Source organism: Frankia sp. AiPs1, assembly GCF_023716945.1.
In the GTDB taxonomy this organism is placed as follows: domain Bacteria; phylum Actinomycetota; class Actinomycetes; order Frankiales; family Frankiaceae; genus Frankia.
Genome location: NZ_JAMQQF010000465.1, coordinates 1 through 4,842, shown reverse-complemented (window position 1 = coordinate 4,842; position 4,842 = coordinate 1). Strand labels below are relative to the sequence as shown.

Genomic DNA, 4,842 nt, shown 5'->3' with positions numbered 1-4,842 from the left:
GCGCTGGGCCGCCGAGCAGGCGGCGCTGCACGCGGCGCCGCTGCGGGTCGTGCACGCCTGGCAGCCCTCCCCGCTGGTGCCCCCGGGTCACCGTGCGGCCCGCGACCGGTCGACGCTCGAACAGGCCGCGCACGCCGTCCTCGACGACTGTGTTACCAGGGGCCTGCCTGCCAGGGGGCTGGCGGAGGTCACCCTCGACACCCGGCTGGCGTTTGGCGGCCCGGCGCAGAGCCTGCTCGCCGAGGCCGCCGACGCCCGGCTGCTCGTCCTCGGCGCCCGTGGTCACGGCGGCTTCGCCGGCCTGCTGCTGGGCTCGGTCGCGCACCAGTGCGTGCATCACGCGCGCTGCCCGGTCGCGGTCATCCCCGATCCTGTCCGTTGAACGATCAGCCGGATTTGCTCACTGTCTGACCGCCACCGCCACCGCCACCGCCACCGCTACCGCCACCGCCGCCGCCGCCTGGGGCTGAGGGCGTGACCGGCGCGCGTCGTCCTGGGCCGTCGAGGCCGGTCCCGGAACCGACGGGCGAGGGCGCACGGGAATCCTCGGGGGTGCCGCCGGCCGGGGCGGGGCCGGCCTGGCCCTGGGGGACGAAGTCCTTGCGACGGATGAGCGTCAGCGCACAGACCGCGCCGACGAGCGCGACGATGCCGGTGACGATGAGCAGGTCGTTGATCGCACCCGCGAAGCCGGCTCGGACCGCGCCGGCCAGCGGGCCGCGGGCGCTTGGGGGCGTGGCGGCGAAGAGCTGGTCGATGTCACCGCGGCGCAGCGTGTCGGCGATCTGACCACCCTGCCCACGCAGCGCCGGGACCCCGCGCAGGGCACCGTCGATCCCGCTTTCCAACCGGGCCGCGAAGATCGAGCCGAGGGCCGCGATGCTGATCGCCATGCCGATCTGGCGGAACGTGGTGTTCGCGCCCGACGCCATCCCGGAACGCGCCGGCGGCACCACCCCGATGGCCGTCGAGGCCAGCGGCGGATTCACCAGCCCGCTGCCGATGCCCGCCAGGACGAAGCCCGGGATCAGGTGCGTCCAGGAGCTGCCCGCGTCCAGGCCGGACATGACCAGCAGGCCGACGCCGACCAGGGCCAGGCCGGGGCCGATGAGCCACCGCGCCGGCACCACGCTGCTCAGCCGTCCGGCGGCGGTCGCGGCGACGAAGCTGCCCGCGCTCACGATCAGTAGCCGCACGCCCGACCCGAGCGCGGAGTAGCCCAGGTCATTCTGGAGATAGAGGACCAGGTAGACGAACATCGCGAACAGCGAGCCGTTCATCGCGACCGCCGCGAGCGACCCGCCGAGGAACGTCGGGGTGCGCAGCAGCGACAGGTCGAACATCGGGTGCGCGACCCTGGTCTCCACGACGACGAACGCCACGAGGAAGGCGACGCCCAGGCACAGGCTGACCACCACGCCGGTGTCCGACCAGGCCGTCTCGCCCGCCCGGATCAGGCCGTAGACCACGCCGACCAGCCCGGCGGTGAGCACCGCGAAACCGGGCCAGTCGGGGCGGTGCGCCGTCGGCGGCCGGGACTCCTCGACCTTCCACACCGTCAGGGCGACGGCGACGACCCCGATCGGCACGTTGACCAGGAAGATGCCCCGCCAGCTGATCCCACTGGTGATCAGGCCGCCGAGGATGGGCCCCAGCGACGTGGCGACACCGGTGACCGCACCCCACACTCCGAAGGCGATCCCCCGGTCGCGGCCGCGGAAGCTGTTGGCGAGCAGTGCCAGCGACGTCGCGAACAGCACGGCGCCGCCCACGCCCTGCACGCCCCGCGAGACGATCAGCATGATCGCCGACTGCGAGAGCCCGCACAACAGCGACCCCGCCGTGAAGATCGTGAATCCGACGGTGAACAGCAGGCGGCGTCCGTAGAGATCGGCGAGCGAGCCGGCCGTCAGCAGCAGCGCCGCCAGAGTCAGGGCATACGCGTCGATGACCCACTGGACGTCGGCGAAGCCGGCGTCCAGACCGCTCTGGATCTCGGGCAGCGCGACGATCACGATGGTCACGTCGAGCAGCAGCATGAACGTGGCGCCGCAGACGACCAGCAGCGTCCACCATTTCCGATCCATGGTTCTCCCTGAGGCCTGAAGCATCGGTTGCCGCGCGCGTGTGGGTCGCCGGAATCGGCCGGCGTGCCCGCGGCGGCGGGCGGCAGTGATCTGACGTTTCGCGACGGCCCGAGGTGACCGGACCGGGTGCGGCGGTGGCAGGGCCGCGGACGTGAGGTCGGTGGAAGTCGGACGTGGGGTCGGTGGACGTGGGGTCGGCGGACGTGAGAGCGGCAGAGGTGCGGTCGGCGGAGGCGGGGTCGACGTGAGGTGCGGTCAGTAGTTCCCGTATGCCCGGGTGACGGTGAAGTCATAGATGAGTCGTTTCTCGGCCCGGACATGTGCCCGGTACTCGTCCGGCAGCCAGGGACGGTCGCCGCCGACCGCGTCGTCGTGGGCGAGGACCATCCCGGCGGGGGCGGCGCTGCCGTGGCGGGCCCGCATGAGGCGGACATGCAGGTCCGGCGCGTCCGGCCCGTCGAGCAGCCGGACGGTCGTCGCGAGTCCGGCCCAGCGGGGATCCGGCGGCGGGGCGAAGACGAACAGCGTCCCGCGCGGGTCGCGGCGCAGGTTCCCGGTCCGCGCCAGGGCCGGGGCGCCGGAACTCCACAGGCGGCCCTGCACGAGCGCCACCTCGATGCGCGCGGCGTGCGCTGATCCGTCCGGCCGCAGGGTGATCATGGCGGCGTCCGGGTGGTCGTCGATGAACTGCGCGAGACGTTCGTCCATGCCTGCCCTGCCCTGGCTCGATGGCTGTCCTGCTGACGGTTCTGCAGACTACGAGTCGACTGACCGTCAGTCAATAGAGTGACCGACGGTCAGTCGGATCTGTATCATGGGCGGCCATGGGGTGGAGGTGGGCTGATGCCCAGAACCAAGCCGGCCGACGAGCGGCGGGCTGACCTGTTGGCCGCGGGAGCCGACCTCTTCGTGGCCAAGGGGGTCGCGGCGACCACGCTGGACGACATCACCCGGCGGGCCGGGGTCTCCAAGGGCCTGTTCTACCAGTACTTCCCGTCCAAGGACGGCCTGGTCTTCGCGTTGCAGGAGAAGTTCGCCGTCGAGTTCGCCGCGCACGTCACGACCGCGGCGGCCGCCCGGTCGGACTGGCCGGGCAAGCTCGACGCCGCGGTCCTGGCCTGCTTCGAGCATTTCCGGGCCGAGGAGGGGCTGCACGACGTGCTGTTCCAGCATCTGCCCGCGGCCCTCGCCGACCCCCGGGAGGGCCCCGCCGCGCAGGAGCTGGGCCACCGCGCCGCCCATCATCGCCTCGTCGAGGCGATCGCGGCTCTGCTCACCGCCGGCGTCGCCGCCGGTGCGTACCACGTCGAGGACGTGGAGGCGACCGCGGTGCTCTTCTTCACGGCCATGCACGCGTTCGACCGGGCGTTCCGGCATGACTACCGGCTGAGCGACGACCGCCTCGTGCGGGCCACCCAGCGGCTCGTGCACGGCGCGGTCGGCCTGATCTGACCGTCGGGACCGGGCCGGTCTGCCCGCAGGCAGATGATTCGTCCCGGCGCGCCCGGGGTATCGCCCTCATTGCTAGGGATCGTTCCCTATCGCATCGGAGCCGCCCGCGGCCCCGCCAGCCTGGCCGGGGCCGCCCGACCTCGACGGGACCACGATGGCGACTAGTACAGGACGACGAGGACGACGGCTGCGGGCGTCGGCCGCCGCGGCGGCGCTGGGATGCGCCGTCGCACTGATCGGAGGCTGCGCGAGCGCGGCCAGTCCGGCCCGGGCGCTGCCGGCGGCCCCGACGGAATCGGCGCCCCCGACGGAATCGGCGCCCCCGGCGGGAGCGGGTCAGATCGGGCGGTACGCCTCGCCGAACCCGGGGTCGGTCAACACGCTGTGGCTGCGTACCTCGGCCGGCCTGCTCGTCGTGGACACCGGGCGGTCGCTCGCCGACGCGGAGCAGGCCCTGACCGCGATCCACCGCACGGGTCGGCCGGTGGCCGCGATCGTGATCACGCATCCGCATCCCGACCACGTGGGCGGGATCGGCGTGCTGCACCAGGCCTTCCCGGCGGCGCCGGTCTACGCCTCCCAGGCCACCGTCACCGTCATGCGCACCGATCCGCTCGGTTACTACGACCAGACCCGGGCCCTGCCCGGATCGGACTACGCGGCGCGGCTGACCCTGCCCGACCACGTCGTCGCGCCGGGCGCGACGGTCGACGTGGGCGGCACCCAGGTGCGGACCGCCGAGTTCGGCGCCGGCGAGTCGAGCGACGCGACCGTCTACTACGTCCCGGCCACCGGCGACCTGTTCGCCGGCGACCTCGTCTCGGACGGAGCCACCCCGGCCCTCATCGAGGGACACACCTGCGGCTGGCTCGGTGAGCTCGACCAGCTTCAGGCCCGATTTCCGCAGGCCGTGACCCTGCACCCCGGCCACGGCGGGCCGGGGCGTCCGGCCGACCTCATCGCCCGGCAGCGCGCCTACCTGCATCAGTTCCGCCGGTTGGTCCGGGCGGCGATCGCCCCGGCCTCGCCCGGCGGTGCCACCGTCACCGCGGCCGAACAGAGCTCGATCATCGAGGCGGTGGAACGGGACCATCCCGGCTATCCGCCCGTCGCCACCCTGCCGGATCTCCAGCGGGCGAACATCAAGGCGGTGGCCGGTGAACTGGCCTCGACGAACTCCGCGGCCGAGCCCGCCGCCTGCCGGGACGCCTGACCCGCCCCGACGTCGACCGGCCTGGGCAGCCGGAACCGCCGCGCGGTCAGGGCCGTCCCGGCTGTCCCGGCCGTCCCGGCAGTCCCGGCC

At 73.4% G+C, this 4,842-nt stretch carries 5 protein-coding genes; 3 read left to right on the top strand and 2 right to left on the bottom strand.

Features of this window, described 5'->3' with window-relative positions:
• A partial coding sequence (locus ND748_RS25370) for a universal stress protein (RefSeq protein ID WP_251748561.1) occupies positions 1-382 on the top strand: 382 nt, incomplete at its 5' end.
• A gap of 4 nt (positions 383-386) precedes the next feature.
• Here the strand turns inward: ND748_RS25370 and ND748_RS25365 are convergent.
• Both ND748_RS25365 and ND748_RS25360 read right to left on the bottom strand, forming a co-directional pair.
• Positions 387-2,087, bottom strand: coding sequence for an MFS transporter (locus tag ND748_RS25365; protein ID WP_251748559.1), 1,701 nt, complete (start codon positions 2,085-2,087; stop codon positions 387-389).
• Positions 2,088-2,342: 255 nt separating this feature from the next.
• A complete protein-coding gene (locus ND748_RS25360; RefSeq protein WP_251748557.1) occupies positions 2,343-2,795 on the bottom strand; it encodes a pyridoxamine 5'-phosphate oxidase family protein in 453 nt (150 codons plus the stop codon).
• Between the two features lie 135 nt (positions 2,796-2,930).
• On the opposite strand from ND748_RS25360, the gene ND748_RS25355 reads away from it, so the two are divergent.
• Positions 2,931-3,539 carry a TetR/AcrR family transcriptional regulator gene (locus tag ND748_RS25355; RefSeq protein WP_251748555.1) on the top strand — a complete coding sequence of 203 codons (609 nt, stop codon included), beginning with the start codon at positions 2,931-2,933 and terminating at the stop codon, positions 3,537-3,539.
• A gap of 154 nt (positions 3,540-3,693) precedes the next feature.
• Positions 3,694-4,752 (top strand): MBL fold metallo-hydrolase, encoded by a 1,059-nt coding sequence (locus ND748_RS25350; protein WP_251748554.1) that lies wholly within the window; start codon positions 3,694-3,696, stop codon positions 4,750-4,752.
• Positions 4,753-4,842 lie beyond the last annotated feature (90 nt).